Annotated in this window: 14 protein-coding genes and 1 other annotated feature; of the genes, 9 read left to right on the plus strand and 5 right to left on the minus strand. The window is 55.9% G+C overall.

Going from position 1 to position 17,271, the window contains the following annotated elements; translation table 11 throughout:
* The first annotated feature begins 6 nt into the window (after positions 1-6).
* Complete coding sequence (locus tag MWU60_RS11580) at positions 7-1,059, plus strand: permease (RefSeq protein WP_247227463.1); 1,053 nt, start codon at positions 7-9, stop codon at positions 1,057-1,059.
* 74 nt (positions 1,060-1,133) lie between these two features.
* Positions 1,134-2,750, plus strand: a complete 1,617-nt coding sequence (locus MWU60_RS11585; protein WP_247227464.1) for a hypothetical protein — start codon at positions 1,134-1,136, stop codon at positions 2,748-2,750.
* On the opposite strand, the gene MWU60_RS11590 is transcribed toward MWU60_RS11585, so the two are convergent.
* The 4 genes from MWU60_RS11590 to MWU60_RS11605 all read right to left on the minus strand — a co-directional run bounded on the left by MWU60_RS11590 (position 2,747) and on the right by MWU60_RS11605 (position 7,886).
* Complete coding sequence (locus MWU60_RS11590; RefSeq protein WP_247227465.1) at positions 2,747-3,724, minus strand: hypothetical protein; 978 nt, start codon at positions 3,722-3,724, stop codon at positions 2,747-2,749. The two genes, MWU60_RS11585 and MWU60_RS11590, sit on opposite strands and share 4 nt — an antisense overlap.
* Entirely contained in the window at positions 3,721-4,809 is a 1,089-nt protein-coding gene (locus MWU60_RS11595) for a GNAT family N-acetyltransferase (RefSeq protein ID WP_247227466.1), read from the minus strand. The genes MWU60_RS11590 and MWU60_RS11595 overlap by 4 nt, the downstream gene beginning before the upstream one ends.
* A gap of 40 nt (positions 4,810-4,849) precedes the next feature.
* Positions 4,850-5,719, minus strand: a complete 870-nt coding sequence (locus MWU60_RS11600) for a ThiF family adenylyltransferase (protein ID WP_247227467.1) — start codon at positions 5,717-5,719, stop codon at positions 4,850-4,852.
* A gap of 367 nt (positions 5,720-6,086) precedes the next feature.
* Complete coding sequence (locus MWU60_RS11605; protein ID WP_247227468.1) at positions 6,087-7,886, minus strand: NAD(P)/FAD-dependent oxidoreductase; 1,800 nt, start codon at positions 7,884-7,886, stop codon at positions 6,087-6,089.
* A 422-nt stretch (positions 7,887-8,308) separates the two neighbouring features.
* On the opposite strand from MWU60_RS11605, the gene MWU60_RS11610 reads away from it, so the two are divergent.
* Positions 8,309-10,990: a DUF2339 domain-containing protein gene (locus MWU60_RS11610; protein ID WP_247227469.1), complete on the plus strand. Its 2,682-nt coding sequence runs from the start codon at positions 8,309-8,311 to the stop codon at positions 10,988-10,990.
* A gap of 38 nt (positions 10,991-11,028) precedes the next feature.
* Complete coding sequence (locus MWU60_RS19515; protein WP_281493268.1) at positions 11,029-11,160, plus strand: hypothetical protein; 132 nt, start codon at positions 11,029-11,031, stop codon at positions 11,158-11,160.
* A 196-nt stretch (positions 11,161-11,356) separates the two neighbouring features.
* Here the strand turns inward: MWU60_RS19515 and MWU60_RS11615 are convergent, their stop codons facing one another.
* Entirely contained in the window at positions 11,357-11,971 is a 615-nt protein-coding gene (locus MWU60_RS11615; protein ID WP_247227470.1) for a hypothetical protein, read from the minus strand.
* 639 nt (positions 11,972-12,610) lie between these two features.
* Between MWU60_RS11615 and MWU60_RS11620 the strand changes: the two genes are divergently transcribed.
* From MWU60_RS11620 to MWU60_RS11640, 5 genes are all read left to right on the plus strand, one after another.
* Positions 12,611-13,099, plus strand: coding sequence for a hypothetical protein (locus MWU60_RS11620; RefSeq protein ID WP_247227471.1), 489 nt, complete (start codon positions 12,611-12,613; stop codon positions 13,097-13,099).
* Positions 13,100-13,148: 49 nt separating this feature from the next.
* Positions 13,149-13,811 carry a response regulator transcription factor gene (locus MWU60_RS11625; protein WP_247227473.1) on the plus strand — a complete coding sequence of 221 codons (663 nt, stop codon included), beginning with the start codon at positions 13,149-13,151 and terminating at the stop codon, positions 13,809-13,811.
* The gene (locus MWU60_RS19595) at positions 13,808-15,142 is read left to right on the plus strand and encodes a HAMP domain-containing sensor histidine kinase (protein ID WP_247227474.1); all 1,335 of its coding nucleotides are present in this window, start codon (positions 13,808-13,810) and stop codon (positions 15,140-15,142) included. The genes MWU60_RS11625 and MWU60_RS19595 overlap by 4 nt, the downstream gene beginning before the upstream one ends.
* A 287-nt stretch (positions 15,143-15,429) precedes the next feature.
* Complete coding sequence (locus MWU60_RS11635; RefSeq protein WP_247227475.1) at positions 15,430-15,612, plus strand: hypothetical protein; 183 nt, start codon at positions 15,430-15,432, stop codon at positions 15,610-15,612.
* 394 nt (positions 15,613-16,006) lie between these two features.
* A protein-coding gene (locus MWU60_RS11640) for an IS3 family transposase (RefSeq protein ID WP_247227476.1) occupies positions 16,007-17,232 on the plus strand; the annotation gives its coding sequence in 2 pieces (ribosomal slippage) (positions 16,007-16,295 and positions 16,295-17,232; 1,227 coding nt in all).
* Positions 16,288-16,404, plus strand: a sequence feature (AL1L pseudoknot). It overlaps the preceding gene by 117 nt.
* Positions 17,233-17,271 lie beyond the last annotated feature (39 nt).

The raw sequence follows: 17,271 nt of genomic DNA on the forward strand, positions 1-17,271 counted from the left end.
ATAGATATGTCAGAAACTACTCACGCAGCCACCGGACGCAACGGCATGCTGGTCCGCGACCTTTGGTCCGATCATCGTGTATGGCTTTTCACCGCCGCCATTCTTGCTGTGTTGGCTGTAATTGACCCGACGCAAGCTGTGCAAAGCCTTGGCTTTACCGCCAAGGCACTGCTGGAAACGGCACCCTATCTACTCCTCTCTATCGGCCTTGCGGCCTATGCAGGTGCGACAGGTGCCGATGGTTTGATCGCGCGCGTTTTCACGGGCGCACCGATCATCATGATTTTCGTGGCCGCCGCCTTCGGGGGTCTGTCGCCTTTCTGTTCGTGCGGAGTGATCCCATTAATCGCGGCGTTGCTTGCCATGGGTGTGCCGCTGTCGGCGGTTATGGCGTTTTGGCTGGCGTCGCCTGTTATCGACCCGTCGATGTTTGCGCTTACGGTGGGGGTGCTTGGCTTGGAATTTGCGGTGGCCAAAACGCTGGCTGCCATAGGCCTCGGCGTTTTTGGGGGCTTTGTGACACTCGCCCTCATGCGTTTGGGGGCTTTCGCGGACCCTTTGCGTGAAGGTGTGGGAAACGGCGGATGCGGGGCCTCTTCCATCAGGGACCCAAAGCCGCCTGTCTGGGCGTTCTGGCAAGATACCGAGCGGCGCGCCAAATTCCGGCGCACGGCGGTTTCAACAACCGTATTCCTTGCCAAATGGCTTACGCTTGCTTTTGTACTTGAATCGCTGATGATCGCTTTCCTGCCAGCTGATTTCGTTGCCAGCGCGGTTGGGGGCGAAGGTCTGGGATCAATTCTGACGGCGACACTGGTGGGTGTCCCTGCCTACCTGAATGGTTATGCGGCACTGCCACTTGTTTCGGGTCTGGTGGAGCAAGGCATGGCACCCGGCGCGGGGCTTGCGTTTCTCGTGGCTGGAGGCGTGACGTCATTGCCAGCTGCCATTGCCGTTTGGGCGCTGGCGAAACGGTCAGTCTTTGTTCTTTACGTCGCACTCGCCCTATCAGGATCGCTGGCAAGCGGGCTTCTGTTTCAGGCTTGGATTGCTTCATAAGCGGTGTAATGGAAAGGTCCGCATTGCCAGACAAACCAGTAGTGCTTTTGTCGCTATAGGGACTAAAGTGGCTTATGCGAATTCTTTTACGTGGTTTGTTGATCCTTCTAATCCTGGCTGCGGGGCTTTGGTTCGGCGCGCGTCATGAAGCGCCTTCCAAGGCCGCGCCTGCGGTTCTGGCGGCAGACAGCAGCGAAGCACGCGGCGCCGCTGCTTTTGTTGGCGAGGACTTTGGCGGGCTCAGTATGGCAGCTTTGGAAAGCCACGCGCTTCCTTGGAAATTGGTCACCGCAGCGCTCGTGTTGAATGAAGGCGATGCCGCTGCAACATCCGTGAATGACATTTTGGCGCGGTATGGTTTTCTTGTCGATGCTCAGGTGGCGAACCTACCGGTAGGTGTCGCAGATCGGCCCAATGCTTTGCCGCTTGGCATCACACATGGCACGATTTCACCCATTGCGGGTGCGCCCGTTCAGATCGCAAATCTGGGGTGCGCTGCCTGCCATGCCGGTGTGACCTATGACGCACGCGGCATTCCTGACCCTAAAACGGCCTGGATCGGAATGCCCAATACCTCGGTCAACCTTGAGGCCTACACACTTGCCGTCTTTCGCGCCCTCAAAGCGCAAGAAAGCACGCCTGATATGTTGATGGATCAAGTAACGGCACTTTACCCTGAAACCGGTTGGCGCGAACGGCAAACCCTGCGCTGGCTCGTCTTGCCGCTGGTGCGTGATCGTTTGAACAAGATCACAGAAGACCGCCCATTGCCATTTCCCAACGGCGTGCCCGGTGCGACCAACGGGGTGGCCGCGTTGAAATATGCGCTGGGCGTCCCTTTGGCTGGCGGCGGACCGGCCGACGCCGGGATCGTTTCTATTCCCGATCTGAGCTACCGCCACTGGCGTAACGGTTTGCTGGTTGATGCTGCCTATTCCGTGCCTGATCTACCTCAGCAGGTGCCGACTACAGCAGCGGATGATACGCCCACAAAACGGGCAGAGCTTGCGGCCATCACAACGTTCTTCACCGTACCAACGATGGGCGTCCATCCCGATGCAGCACCTGATTTGTTGCCGGCGGCTGAGGACATTTTTGCCTTTCTGGGTGACAACTACGCACCTCAACCCTTTCCCGGCGAGGTTAATGCAGCGATGGCTTTAGAAGGCCGCGCCATTTATGAGGCAGAATGCAGTACCTGCCACGGTAACTATGCAATCGAACAAGGCACTCCGCGCCTGACGTCATTTCCGAACTGGATTGGCGAGATTGGAACTGATCCGCTCAGGGCGCAGGCGCTATCAGACGGCCTTGTTGCGGCCATTCGCACGACACCGTTCAACACGCGTATTTCAGTGAACGTCAGCGACGGCGCTTATGCGGCCCCGCCACTTGGCGGTGTCTGGGCCTCTGCCCCTTATCTGCACAATGGGTCGGTGCCGTCTATCTGGGCGCTTTTGACGCCAGAGGCACGGCCAAAGGTGTTTGAGCTTGGCGGTCATATGCTGGATTTTGATCGACTGGGGATTGCATTGGACGGGGGGCGCTATCCGACAACATACGCGCCGTTCTCAACACCCGCTTTGTTTGATACCCGTCTTCCCGGCTACAGCAATGCGGGTCACCTGTTTGGCACCCAACTTCAGGACGCCGAAAAAGAGGCTTTGATCGCCTTTCTCAAGCAGCTTTAGACGATAATGTCGTCAGCCGCACGGCGCGCGCGGGCATACGCCACGCCCGCAGGCCTGCGGCCAATGCGAAATGCCGAAACCAAACGGCGGTCGGGTGAAATGTTTGCCATCTGTGTCACAACCGATGCCGCCTTTGGATCATCCGCAAGTGCGGCCAAAACAGCAGCACCGAAACCTGCCGCTTCCATTTCCAGCCACACGCGGTAGAACGCACGCCCGCTGACCAAAGGTACTTCGTCCTCGGGGCGATGGAACAGCAGGATGGCGGCAGCGCTTTCGGTTTTGGCAGCCTCGGCCAAAAGCGGTGCGGCAAGCCTGATCGCGTTCAGTGGCTTAAAGAGCGGCCCCATCACCAAAGACGCGCCAGTCCTTTCGACAGCACCGAGGCCCATCGCATCGGCATTCAGCCCGTCCTGCGCCCATTTTGGATGCCCACGTCTTAGCCGCATCCAAGACAACAGTTCCGCACGAAAATCGGCACGTGCCATAAAGCCGAAACTTGCATCATCGATGACCTTCGCCAAGGCCACGATATCTGTGTGGTCAGCAACCACGGCACAATCATCCGAGTTCAAGGCGCGCACGGCGTCCCGATCTTGCGGGGTGGGCGCCACAAAAGGCCCGCGCCAGCTTTGGCGGGCCTCGACATGATCTGCCAGCGGGTCGGCACTGCCTGCATCGGCGACCGTAAAGCGCGCAACAAAGCGCAAATCTTCGTGGCCATTGCCCTTTTCATCCGTTTCTGTCAGGGCCAATCCACGTTTTCGTGCCGCCAGCGACATTCCCTCGATCGCGGCCCCCATGCTGATTGCCGCGTCATGCCCGCGCGGGTCGCCGGCAGACAAGCGGACGGTCTTGTCTTCGAACAGGTCGAATGAATTGCCGTTTAGCCTCCACCGCGCGGGCTGAACGTTGTGCACGCTGGGGGCCAGACGTGCCTCTGCAACCAATCGTTGAAAAAGATCAGGTGTCATGATGTTAGGTCCTTGCGGAACAGATGAAGACGGTGCAGCGGTTTTGCCCCGATCTTATCCATCATGCGGAGCGACGCGGTGTTTTCATCGGCGATCCATGTCACCCCAAGGCGTTCATATCCGGCGCTGCGCAGTTGGGTCAGTGTGCGGGCCAATATCGCACTCATCAAGCCGCGACCGTGACAGCGTTGGGCAACCGAATAGAAAATGATGACGGCACGCTTGCGGCGCAATCGGTATCGCAAGAAATGGACGGGTGTCATTAAGCTGAACCGTGACCGCGTGGCTTTGAGAAACCCGTTCAGGTCCGGGATGCAGATCACCACACCGACTGGGTCACCGTGCTGCATGACCACCGAACTTAACCGCGTATCCATAATCGACATCATTTCACCTGCCTGAAAGGTGAATTCTTCCGTCGTCTGCGGCACAAACATGGGGTTTTGCGCAAAACCATCGTTCAGCACGATGCGCGCATCCTCCATGCGGGCCTTGAACATGCGCCGCTCAATCGGCGCAAAGCGAAACTCATCCGACAGCTGGCCCCTAGGTATGACGGCATTCGCCAGATTCAGATCAAAGGTCGTCACCGGAAAGAAAGCTTCAAACCCGTTTTGCTTGAGCAATTCGGGAATATGGGGCGGGTTCACGACCATATCGGTGTAGCCGGGCTTGCCGAAGTTGTCCGTCTGCACCCCCATCTGCTGCATCGCTGTGAGATTGAAATTGCCGACCAGTTCATCAAAGCCGCGTTCCCGCGCCCAGTGTTCGGCTTTGGACAGTAGGGCCGCTGCGATGTCCGGGTCGTCTGCACAGTCGAAGAACCCAAACGAGGCCCGGTTGCTTCCGTGAAGTTGGTTTGATTTGTGGTGGGCGTGAACGACAATCCGGCCCAATGGGCGATCATCCTTGAACGCCGTGTAATAGCTGAACGCTGCATCATCTGGAAAAAGTGGATTGGTGCCGGAGGTGACAAACCGCTTCAGATCTGATTTGAGTGGCGAGACATAGGGCGATCCCGCATCATATGCATGAAAGGGCACATCAAAGAATGAAGCAAAGTCTCTTTCGATGACCTTGATCATCTTTTAGTCTCTTGTTCTGCCAAGGCTGCGGTATGGCCAGTCATGTCATCAAACGCTGAAGAAAGCGCCTGACCAACGGCTTCAGACACGCGGCAATCATTGCGTTTCGGGGTCGTTCAACCCGTCCGGCATGCGGGTTGAAGAACCAACCGCGATAGTCGGCACCGGGCGGCTTGCCCAGAATGCCGTTCACCACCTCATAGGCCATCAGCATCCCCGTCGATAAAACCATTGGTGCGAAAGACATACGGCTGCGTTTACCAGCGGTCACCTCTCCTGCGAGGTCAAGATCAATGTATTTGCGCGAGGATGAGTTGACGACAACATAGAGGGCCTCATTAAAAAACGCCTCGTCACGTTGGTCTGGGCTCAGTTTATCCCAAGCGGTGCCAATCGTGGGATAGTCCAAGCGTTCCTCTGGCATCGGATCACCCGCTTGAGTGACATAGATGGACGGCAGCGGCGAGGCATATGCGTCAATGACAGCCCGTCCCGCAGCGCGGGCGGTCCGATAAAGCAGTAAGGATGCCCCAAGATCATCAGTTCCGTTGACCACAATCGCACTGGACGACACGGCTTGTTCGACATGATCGGGCCAATCGTCGTGATAGACTGTGATCTTCATTTCGGGGTTGATGCGCAGACACATATCGCGGGTCGCTTCGGCCTTATGGTGGCCAATGGTTTCCTGAAAAGCGAAGGCCTGCCTGTTCATGTTGGACGTTTCAAAGACGTCGATATCCGCGAGGATCAACCGCCCCACGCCCATCCGTGCAAGGGCAAACACACATGCACCACCCATGCCACCGGTGCCACAGACAAAAACCTGGGTGTCGCGCAGTCGCGCCTGTTCCTCAGGTGTGACAAAGCCGATGTTGCGGTTTGTGAAGTCAGTGTAGTCGAAACTCAAGAAACGTCCCTTCGCGGTCACAGTATATTTCAGCGGCGGCTGTTAGACTGATACCATGCAGGCAAAATCAACCGCTGCAATACTAAAACGGCGACAGTTGCCCCAACGCCAGCGCGTGATGCCTTGCGCGGAGCAGAGAATTGCGGGAAAGCGCCAAACCACTTAGGGTTCTGACCCCATACATCGACGGTGCTACCACCCGCAGTAGCCGGCCCAAACCTGCCATTGACAGGCCAACCGAGTGCTCCGTTACGAACTTTCGCCGCAGCCGCAAAAACCAGTTGAGTGGCGAAGTCACACATCGCGGGACGAAACGGACCCTCGTGAATACATTGCGAAGGTCCGCTGCTGTTGTCAGCGATAGCTCTCAGGAAAGGTGGTGGACCTCCTGCAACCCATAAACAGGCGTTGGAAGGCCCTCCATCCGCGCCTTGATCTGCAAGGACAAAAACTGCGAGTAGTGCCGCGACTGGTGCAGGTTACCGCCATGCATCCAAAGGTTTGGAACTTGGGTCGGTTTCCACATATTCCGCTGCTCGCCTTCCCATGGTCCGGGGTCCTTTGTTGTGTCAGACCCAAGCCCCCAGCATTTGCCAAGCTGGTCAGCCGTCTCTTGCCCCATCAGATCAGCGACCCAACCGTTCATTGAGTTGTAGCCGGTTGCGTAAACCACCAGATCAGCGTCCAGATGTGTGCCATCATCCAGAATTACCCCGGTTTCATCCAAGGCTGTGACCTGTCCGCGCTTCAGTTTGACATCTCCGTCGATGATCAACTGGCTTGCGCCGACGTCAATGTAATACCCCGACCCGCGCCGCAGATACTTCATGAAAAGCCCGCTTTCGTCGTCGCCCCAATCCAGCCAGAAGCCAGCTTTTTCCAGCCCGTCGTAGAACTCTTTGTCCTGCTCTTTCATGGTCGCATAGGCAGGAATCTGGAACTGGTGTAATATGCGATACGGCAACGACGCGAAGATCAGGTCCGCCTTTTCCGTCGTCACGCCTGCCGCAACGGCTCTTTCAGAGTACAGATCACCAAGCCCCACCTCCATCAAGGTCTCTGAGCGCACGATATGGGTTGATGACCTTTGCACCATTGTGACGTCCGCGTCGTGTTCCCACAGCGCGGCACAGATGTCATGGGCCGAGTTGTTCGAACCCACCACAACGACCTTCTTGCCGGACCAGGCATCAGGTCCGTCATGTTCCGAGGAATGCTGTTGAACGCCTTTGAACGTCTCCATTCCGGGGAAGTCCGGCATCCGCTTTTTGCCCGACATGCCGGTGGCCATGACAAGCTGCTTGGGTTTGAGCACAACCTCTTCGCCGTCGCGATCGACCACAATGGTCCATTCGCCGGATGCTGTGTCAAACTTGGCAGACTTTGCGGTGGTGTGCGTCCAATAGTTCAGCTCCATCACTTTGGTGTACATCTCCAGCCAATCACCTATTTTATCCTTCGGCGAAAAAACCGGCCAGTTTTCCGGGAATTTTATGTAGGGAAGATGGTCATACCAGATCGGGTCATGCAGGCAGAGCGACTTGTAGCGGTTGCGCCAGCTGTCGCCGGGTCGCGCGTTACGTTCGACAATAATCGTTGGCACACCAAGCTGGCGTAGCCGAGCGCCCATTGCGATGCCACCCTGTCCGCCGCCGATGATGACGCAATAGGGTTGCTTTTCGTAACCAAGCTCAGCTTCTTCGCGGGCGCGTTCTTCGGCCCAGGTCGCCCTGTTCTTTCCCGCCCCGTGCTTTGCGCCCATTGGCCGATTGTAGCCGGCCGGTTCCTCGTAACCCTTCAGCTCTGTCATCGTTGTCAGCAGGGTCCAAATTTTATCACCCTTGAGACGCAATAAACCGAAACCGCGCGCCACTACTGTTTCGAATTCAATCCAGGCGGTCGTAATGCCCCCATCTTCTGTTGGAACTTCACCCTCAGCAATTCTCCAGCCACCGGGCTTGGTAGTGGCCAGCTGATGGGACAACATATCCGCAATCTGATCCTTGCCTTCGACAGTCTTGATATTCCAAGTAAAGCTGACAAGGTCGCGCCAATAGCACTCGTCGTCGAACATATCACAGGCTGCGGCAATATCCCCTTTCGATAACGCCTCACCGAATGCGTCCAAGAACGCCTGAGTTTGATCAGAAACCGTGGTATCGAGCATGTTATTCCTCCCTTTTCGCTTCGATTTCCAATGAGCGTAGCACATTACGCGAGTCGGTCTATTCTTTGGCCGAAGCCGTGAGGCTGGACGTTCGTGCAAAGCGCAGCACCGGGTAACGAGTACTCTCAGCCAGCCTCGACTGCGCCGCAGCATGTTGGTGCGTTCAGCCCAAATTCGTTGCGGGCGGCCCATACCGATATAGGTTCGCTAACCTGAACGGCGTTCAATAGCATTGACGGGAAACAAATCCGAAGCTATCATGAACGTAGTTCAATTATAGGGCGTGATCATTTCCCTGAACTATTTCTAACGAGCCGTCTGTTGGTGGCTACATTTACGTTATCGCTGCGATGGTCGACCTTGTAATAGTGCAAGGTCTGCAATCAGACCACCTCGTAGCGCCATCAATAGGGAACAGTACCTTGGAAGCTCTTTTTGCCCTTGCCATCCTTCTGGTCTTCGCGATCCCGGTCGCAGTGATCTACCTATTGATCTCGAACGCAGGACTACGACGGCGCGTCGCTGCACTAGAAGAGAGCAGTTCAAGTGATGTTGTGGAAGAAAAGGTTACTGCGCGCGCTGAACCAAAAAGCTTGCCTGCCAAGCCTTTAGCATCGCCGCAACCCGTGACTGTTGCGCCTAAAGCCCCGAAGCTGGAGTCCGATGACCCCGTTGAAGGACCCCCAAAAGCCATTGTGATGACACGCAACAACTTTGGATTGCTGATCGCATGGATCATGCAGAATTGGTTCTACGCTGTTTCCGCTGTGTCACTCGCTCTCGCGGGCATTTTTCTTGTGCTTTATGGCGTGGAACAAGGCCTATTGCCTCCGTCTGTACGCATCGCTGCCGCCTTTGCCTTTGGAGCCGCCCTGGTCGGCGCTGGAGAATACATTCGCCGGCGTTACGGCGACGATGAAAACAGTAGCACCGCCTACTTGCCCTCAACCTTTTCCGGTGCCGGGATCGTTACATTGTTTGGTGCCGTGCTGGCCGCACGCCTGCTGTATGGATTTATCGGGCCGGAAATAGCGCTTGTTGGCATGGCGCTTGTTGGCGCAATTGCGCTCGTGTTGGGTTGGTTTTATGGACCACTGCTTGCAGGTGTTGGCGTGATTGGCGCAATGGCGGCACCCTTCATTGTTGGCGGTTCATCTGACGACCCCAGTTGGCTATTGGCTTATTTTGCGATTGTGGCTGTCGTTGGGCTTGCCATTGATACGCTACGCCGTTGGGCATGGGTTTCGGTGATTTCCCTGGTGATGGGTTTTGGCGCTGGCGCGCTACTCGTGCTTGATGCCGGTTGGCAGGTTCAGCCCTTTTTTGTCATGTACTGCGCTCTATTGGTTGCGGCGGCAATCGCGATACCCGTGAGGACGCTAACGCCAAATCATGACGGTACACCACTCAGTTTGGCACTATTTGCCCGTGCCAAGGGTGACGCGTGGCCCGAGTTTCCCACGCGACTTGCTGGTGGTGCCATTCTGGCGGCAAGCATAGCGATCGTGCTGACCGTGTTTGATACATCCCGCGCGGATCTGTTCTGGATCGGGGTGATCGTGTTGGCGGGAATGGTATTGGCTTTGCTGACCTGGGCGCGTCACGCGTCCGCTTTGACCGATCTAGCGGCGTTGCCAGCGACAGCGCTTATCGTTGTTGTTGCCGGCGGAGCGCGGCTTTGGAGGGCGCAGGCAAGCGCAGCAATGGAACCCGAAGCGGCGATGCCCTTGATGGCCAGCATATTGGTTCTCATCGGTGTGACCGTGTCAGTTGTGGCCGCATGGCGGTCGCTGCGCGGCGGGCAGGCGCAAATCTTTGTGGCGATTGGTGCGGCAGTATTCGCGCCAGTATTGGCCATCGTCATCGAAGTCTTTTGGAGCCCGATCACGCCGCTTGGCACCTACACCTGGGCGCTTCATGCTATGGCAATCGGGGCCGTGATGGTCGTGATGGCGGAACGTTTTGCGCGCGCGGACGGGCCAGATGAACGACAGCGGATGTCGTTTGCCGTTTTGTCTGCACTTGCTTGCATCGCGTTTGGCGTTGTCATTGTGTTTACGACATCGGCGCTGACGACCGCACTGGCGATCACAGTCGTGGCCGCAGCATGGCTTGATCGACAATTCAATTTGCCGCTTATGGGGCTCTATATTCTGGCGGGGATCGCGACGATCGGCTATCGCCTGGTTGTTGATCCCGGCCTTGAATGGGCTGCTGATGCGCCCATCTTTGAAATGCTGCTTTCACATGGCGGGGCCGCGTTGGCATTTGCTGTTTCCTGGGCCTTTGTGAAAACGGCCAAACGGCCGCGATCCGAGGTTTTGCTCGAAAGTGCGGTGTTTTCTTCAACGGCGATCTTGCTATCGCTGCTGCTTTATCGGTCTATTCTTTATTGGAGCGGCGAAGTTGCAACAATAAGCCATTGGTCCGTCGGCATCGGTGCTACGATTTGGATAGCGCTTGGATTGACGCAATTGCGCAGGCTTGAGATTGGCGGAGCGTTGTTGGTATTACGAAAGATACTAGGGGCGGGCTTCTTGTTAATTGGCGCGCTGCAACTGGCGCTGGTCGTTTCGGTGCTTAACCCCGTGTTCGACGTCTTTGGCAATCCGGTTTTGGGGCCGCGCTTGTTCAACACTTTGACCTCTGCCTATTTGTTGCCAGCGGTGATACTCGCATTGGGCTATAAATGGCTTCGCGGCTTGCCAAGTATCCTGAGGATCAGTTTTGCGGCAGTCTCAGTTGGGCTCGCTGCCCTTTGGCTTACCCTCACGATAAGGCACTTTTGGCGTGGTTCAAGTGAGATGAGCCTGCCGGGGATTGGTCAACCAGAACTCTACAGCTACACATTGGCACTGCTCGTCGTAGGTGCTGGTCTATTCTACCAATCGCTCGCGCGCTCCAGCGTGCCATTGCGCAAAGCAGGGCTTGTCGTGATCGGGCTGGCGGTTGCCAAGGTCTTCGTGATTGATATCAGCGGGCTTGGTGGCCTGATCCGCGTATTCTCTTTGATGTTCCTGGGGTTGGCTCTCGCCGGGTTGGCATGGCTTAACCGTTGGGCCGCAGAGCGCAACAAGAGATCAGAAGAAACTGAAGTGCCCTGACAAACCGACCCATTGCGAACACTCAAGCTGCCGTCGCGATGCGGCAGTTGCAGCCCGCAAAGCAGACATTGGCTATGGCGGAAAAACTGGCGATGGCCCAACTGACGATCTGCGGGACTTTCTGGGCTTTTGCTGCGGCTGGGCCAACGACCGGTTTTGGCTGTTCTTAGAAGCCGACATTCGCCGCGACCCAATATCTGCTTCAAACCGAGATCAGATCGTGCGTGACGGCGGCGCCACCTAAGATCGCTTGATCCATGCCAGATTGGACGGAGGTATGCTGCTTGTCAGAGGTTTTCGCGAACCCGGACGTTGTCATTCACGGTTTCGGGGACAGGTTCGCACTTCCTGTCCCCTGCAATGAAGTTACAAGTCCAGCAAACGCCAAAGCTCTGCCAAAGTGCCATCGGATAACTCCCGACCGCCAGTCAATTCAGACAGGCTTTCTTCGGCAGTGATCTGGGCTTGGACTGCATTTTCTCTTGCGACTGTGTACTCTTGGGCAGCAGTTGTGACTGCGTCATCGTAACCACCTTCTGGGAATTCGGCGGCGATCTCATCCTCGGTTAGCTCTGTCAGCCGTTGATATTCAGCATATGCATCATCTTGGACGGCAACGACATCAGCAAATTCCTCTTGCGCCTGCTTAAAGACGCTAAGCTTGCCGGGCATGCTGTTGGGCGAAGCATTGGCCAGCGCGTTGGGGTTGGCATGTGCCGCATTCAAACCGCGGAGTTCGCGCGCAAGATGACCGCGGCCGTTGTTTCCCGCAGAACCGCGCTCAGCATTGTTTGCGCGACTGTTGCCGCGGTCGCCGCTATTCCCGTTTCCGTTCTTGTTCCCGTTGCCATTTCCGTTGCCGTTACCACCACGCTCTGCGAAGGCAGGTGCGGCTGACGTTGTGAATACTGTGGCTGCGGTAAAAGTGAGGGCGAGCGCAAAGCACGCGGTTTTCGCAATTGCTGAAGCTTTGGAGGTCATATCATTCGTCCTTGTTGCCGATGATTCGACCCCGTTAATACTTCTGGCTTGATGAATGCCTTCTGAACCGCCTGTTGGATGTGGTTCATCCTGGCAAGTGGGATAATGTCTGTAAGAATGACAAGGATAGCCAGCAAAAGCCTTGATCGCATGCTCAAAGTATTGAACGCGCCAAGTACCTCGTGACGTATGCGACCATTCTTTGTTGGGCAGATTATCATTAAAGCTTTCACAATCTGAATGCCCAAAATGATTAACAGAACGTTAATGGCTCATTCGGAAGCGGTTCATTGCGTCTATGGCATGTTCGCTTGAGTGTCGGCGGGTTTTTGCCGAATCGCGGGACCAATAGAACGAACTGGAAGTAATCTCATGTCAGCGACGAATATCAGCATCTTGAAGGAACACATCGATCACAACGTTCGTGATGATGAATGCAACAGATCCACAAAGGCGCGCCCTTCCATGAGTTCGGGCTCATCTCGCTTTCCAAGCGTTGAGAGTGTTCTTGATGACATTGATAGGCTTTTGGTAAAGCGTACACGTGTTGCCTAGTCATGAGCGAAGCCGTTAGAAAAGTATCACCCTGAAATGCGTCATGTTTTGAAATCTATGTTGTTTGCATCTGTTACAGCATTGATGCCTGTCAGCGCTGCTGCTGATATCGTTGAACTGTCACAGGGGCAGTTGCGCCAGTTGGTTCTGGAACAGCAAGTTCTGGGGTCCGAGGCTGTATCATCAAAGGCCATGTCTGACTTTGGCGGGGCTGTCATTGATGTCCGTGGCTTTCTTTCAGACGGCAGAATGACATACCGCCTGCTATTACAGCGCGACGACGGATCAGTGGTCGAACTTCTGTATAATGGACCTGACGGGCGGCGCGTGTCCCACAACAGCCAAACCGGTAAAGAGGTCTCGTCCGAAGCCCGGTCCAACAATGGCAACTCTGGTAACAACGGTAATTCCGGGAACAACGGCAACTCGGGCAATAACGGTAATAACGGTAATAACGGTAATTCTGGCAACAACGGCAACTCTGGCAATGCCGGGAACAACGGGAACTCTGGCAATTCTGGAGGCCGCGGTAATTCTGGACGTGGCGGGGGCAATAGTGGGCGCGGAAACTAAGGCTGCTTTCGGCCCAAGTTTCGCCACCTTGACAAGCTAGATGATCGCCATGCGTATACTGGTTGCCGAAGATGATATTGAACTTGCTGATCAGGTCAAACACGCCCTGACCACGGAAGGTCACGCCGTTGATCTGGTTTGTGACGGTGAAGAGGCCAAGTTTCTTGGCGAAACCGAACCTTATGACCTTATCGTTTTGGATCTGGGGCTGCCAAAACAAGACGGCATCAGTGTTCTGAAAGCTTGGCGTAACGAAGGCAGCAACATTCCCATTCTTATCCTGACGGCACGCGACGGATGGGCCGACCGCGTTGACGGGCTTGATGCTGGCGCAGATGACTATCTGACCAAGCCATTTCACATCCCGGAATTGATCGCACGTTCACGTGCATTGCTGCGGCGAAACTCGGCTCAGCGCAATCCTGTGTTCCGGAAAGACGGCGTTACTTTTGATACCAGAAGTGGCCGCGTTAGCCTTGATGGGATCCCTGTCACGCTCACCGCACCAGAAACGGCTGTGCTGTCTTATCTTTTTCACAACGCAAATCGTCCGATTACAAGTGCGGAGCTGTCCGAGCACATCTACGAATATGGGGATGATCGGGATTCGAACACAATTGCGGTTTTCGTGACGCGCCTGCGCAAGAAGCTGGGAACCGGGCTGATTGAAACAGAACGTGGTCGCGGGTATTCGATCCAAATCGTCGCGTGAGGTCACTACGGCAAAGGGCTGTTGCAGGCGGCGCCATATGGGCCACTGTCGTTGTTCTGGCGGGAACCAATGCGGTTGGGAACTACCTGGAAAGCCTGACACTATCGCGGTTCGATGAACAGTTGGACGCAAGGTATACGCAAGCGGTTGTCGCCCTTGCGAATACGGGCGGTGACATTGACGCCATGCAGGATCAGCTGAACGATCCTGTCTACCAGCGTTCATTTTCGGGCAACTACTGGCAGGCCACCAGCGACGACGGGCGTATTGTTGTTTCACGTTCCTTGGCGGATGCGCTATTGTCCTTGCCCGAAATACCTGACGGCGACACGATCCTCCAACAAATTGATGGCCCAGCAGACCAAAGGTTACGGGCGATCTCAAGGCAGGCGGCGATCGACGATGGTACGGTTTGGTTGCTCACAGTCGCATCGTCGACAGAAACCTTAGAGGCTGATCAGGCGGAGCTACGGCGAAGGCTGATTGTATCCTTTGCGCTGGTTGGCTTGCTGGCGACGGCGGGTGCACTGCTATTGGTCTTGTTCACGCTTCGGCCCTTGGCGCAGTTACGCAAAGACGTCATTGCGCGAAAAGATCACAAAGAGGATCTGCCCGTCGACAACTATCCGCAAGAGGTGCAACCACTTGTCGCTGATATCAACGATTTGCTGGAACGAAACAGAGATATTCTGGCGCGATCCCGGCGGCAGACAGTAGATCTTGCCCATGCGCTAAAGACGCCGTCGGCGGTGTTGCGCAATGAGTTGTTTGAGTTGGAAAAAGAGGGCGTCAGAGTACAAAAGGGCATTAATGCTCTTGACCGATTGGATGCCCAACTCAAGCGTTCGTTTTCCCGGATGAAAGCATCACAGGGAAACTCGTTGGAAGGGACCTCAACAAATCTGGATGTCAGTCTGGCTCGGCTGGGGCGGGCCTTTACCGCCCTTGCGAGGAACAAGGAACGAGAGTTGGTCGTCGATGTCGCATCCGACCTACATGCGAAGATCAATCAAATCGACTTTGAAGAAATCATTGGGAACCTGCTTGATAACGCACTGAAATGGTCTGCCAGTCAAATTAGACTAAGCGCGACACCATCGGATGAGTGGATTCTGGTTCAAGTCGAGGATGATGGCCCCGGCATGGGGGACGACATTGGCGACCGGCCTTTTGTCAGCGGCCAACGTTTGGATGAATCGAAACCGGGTACGGGGCTGGGCTTAGCGATCGCCTCCGATCTAGTGGCTGCTTATCAGGGAAAAATCGAAATCACGCGATCTGAGAGTATGGGCGGTGCGATGGTTGTCGTGGCCTTGCGGCGATCAGTCTAAATGCAGCGCCTTCGGGGACTAACCCGAAAATAGCGCCGTAAGACTGATCCCAGCCCGCCACCCGCTGACCCCCCCAACTAGCAGTTTCCCAGCGTGTGATTTGTCCCAAGATTTCTCCGGCCGGATTACACTTTCGTCTAGTTAACGCAACATGAACGTCTCATTTTCGAGTGGTTCATTCGGCCTGTGCCAAACAAAGCGAAAGACGGCATTCCCATACAGAATCGCTTCCCCGATGAGAGAGAAAAATGAACTTAATGACGCCCTCGCAGTCTTCGTCCGCATCAATGATACCTCACAGTGATACTCGACTGATTGCCGCCCTGGGCTGGGCTGTCCTTTGCGCCGCGGCACTTGCGCTGACCGTACTGATCCTTGGCTATGGGCTGTTCGCGGCGCTCATCGCTTATAGTTTTGGCGGATCAACCGCACTTTTGATATTTGCCGGCCTCATGGCATCGCGATCCTAACCCGGCGCGGTCGAAACTGGTTGTCGCGCGCCCCAAAGTTGGTCTTGCGGATGTCAGTTGGCACCACCAGATCTATTGCGACTTTGTTCTGGAAAACGGCTGGCCGCCTTATTGCCCTTCAATAATGGGAGTCTCAAGAGGCGGGCTACCTATGCCCCATTTTTCTTGTTCATCCAAAATGGAGGTACATCACCCGCCATCATGCAGCCATGACTTGCGGCTCCGCGCCACTCGATGATCTGCCGCAATCTCCGGGCACGCAACGTCTCTTTGCCAGAAGCTAACACTCGTATTGAGGGGCGTCTGCCGTTGCTGATCAAAGCCCTTGCCGTTGAACGTCATGAACCGCGCCGGGTTTGCCGGAGGCTCCAACTCATGAGTAGGATGGAGCATCATGACAAAGACAACGAACAAGTATTCACCAGAAGTCCGCGAACGCGCTGTACGGATGGTATTGGATGGCGCCGGGCAGCATGAAAGCCGTTGGGCGGCGATTGTGTCGATTTCCTCGAAGATCGGCTGCGCGCCGCAGACGCTGAACGAATGGGTTAAGAAGGTCGAGGTTGATACTGGCCAGCGCGGCGGCCTAGCGACCGAGCAGGCCGAGAAGATGAAGGCGCTTGAGCGCGAAGTTCGCGAACTGAAGCAGGCCAATGAGATCCTTCGCAAGGCTTCCGCATATTTTGCCCAGGCGGAGCTCGACCGCCCACTGAAACGATGATCCAGTTCATAGAAGATCACCGGGCTGTATATGGGGTCGAGCCAATCTGCCGTGTGCTGCCGATTGCCCCTGCCACCTTCTATGATCATTTGGCCAAGCGTGCCGATCCCTCGCGCTGTTCCGATCGCGCCAAGCGTGACGGAGACCTGAAGCCCGAAATCGCGCGTGTCTTTCAGGAAAACCTGAGCGTCTATGGCGTGCGGAAAGTCTGGCACCAGATGCGACGGGAAGGATTTGACATAGCGCGCTGTACAGTTGCCAGACTGATGAAAGACATTGGCATCGAAGGTGTTGTGCGCGGCAAGAAGCCGAAGACGACGATCCCGGACAAGGCGCTGCCATGTCCGCTGGACAAGGTGAACCGCCAGTTCCATGCGCCCGCGCCAAACGTGCTCTGGGTCAGCGACTTCACCTATGTCGCGACGTGGCAGGGATTTATTTACGTCGCCTTCGTCATCGACGTCTTTGCCCGCCGCATCGTTGGCTGGCGTGTCAGTCGCACGGCGACCGCAGGCTTCGTTCTGGATGCTTTGGAGCAAGCCATTCATCAACGCAGACCGGTCCAGGATCAACTGGTGCATCACTCGGATCGCGGATCGCAATATCTGTCGATCAAATACACCGAACGGCTGGCAGAGGCGAAGATCGCCCCGTCTGTCGGTAGCGTTGGGGACTCCTATGACAACGCTCTGGCGGAAACGATCAATGGCCTGTTCAAGGCCGAGGTCATCCACAGGCGTGGGCCATGGCGCAGCTTCGATGCCGTGGAATATGCCACTTTGGAATGGGTCGATTGGTTCAACAACCGGCGCTTGCTGGAACCCATCGGGAATATCCCGCCTGCAGAAGCCGAGGCAAACTTCTACGCGGCTCTGGAAAGATCAGACATGGCCGCGTAACTAAGACAAATCAGCCTCCGGCAAACCCGGCGCGGTTCA

It is taken from the genome of Yoonia sp. F2084L, assembly GCF_023015625.1.
GTDB lineage: Bacteria > Pseudomonadota > Alphaproteobacteria > Rhodobacterales > Rhodobacteraceae > Yoonia.